General features: G+C 35.6%; 1 pseudogene. It reads left to right on the top strand.

The window, feature by feature from the left end:
• Positions 1-540: pseudogene (gene cvfB, locus IDG60_RS01430) on the top strand (RNA-binding virulence regulatory protein CvfB); the annotation flags it as partial.

Here is a 540-nt window from a genome sequence, read left to right as displayed (position 1 = left end):
AATCAGAAATGAACGATGATGATGAATTAGAAGTAGGTGAAGAATATAGTTTCTTCATTTATCCAAACCGTTCAGGTGAATTATTTGCAACTCAAAATATGCCTGATATTACGAAAGATAAATATGATTTTGCTAAAGTACTTAAAACGGATCGCGATGGGGCACGTATAGATGTTGGTTTACCCCGTGAAGTGTTAGTACCATGGGAAGATTTACCAAAAGTGAAATCACTATGGCCACAACCTGGTGATCATTTGCTAGTTACATTACGAATTGACCGTGAGAATCATATGTATGGACGTTTAGCGAGTGAATCTGTTGTAGAAAATATGTTTACACCTGTACACGATGATAATTTAAAAAACGAAGTCATTGAAGCCAAACCTTACCGCGTATTACGAATTGGTAGCTTCTTATTAAGCGAATCAGGTTACAAAATTTTCGTACATGAATCAGAACGTAAAGCTGAACCAAGATTAGGTGAATCTGTTCAAGTTAGAATTATCGGGCATAATGATAAAGGTGAGTTAAATGGTTCAT

Source organism: Staphylococcus sp. EG-SA-2 (assembly GCF_017152085.1).
This window is presented reverse-complemented; position numbering and strand designations above follow the sequence as displayed.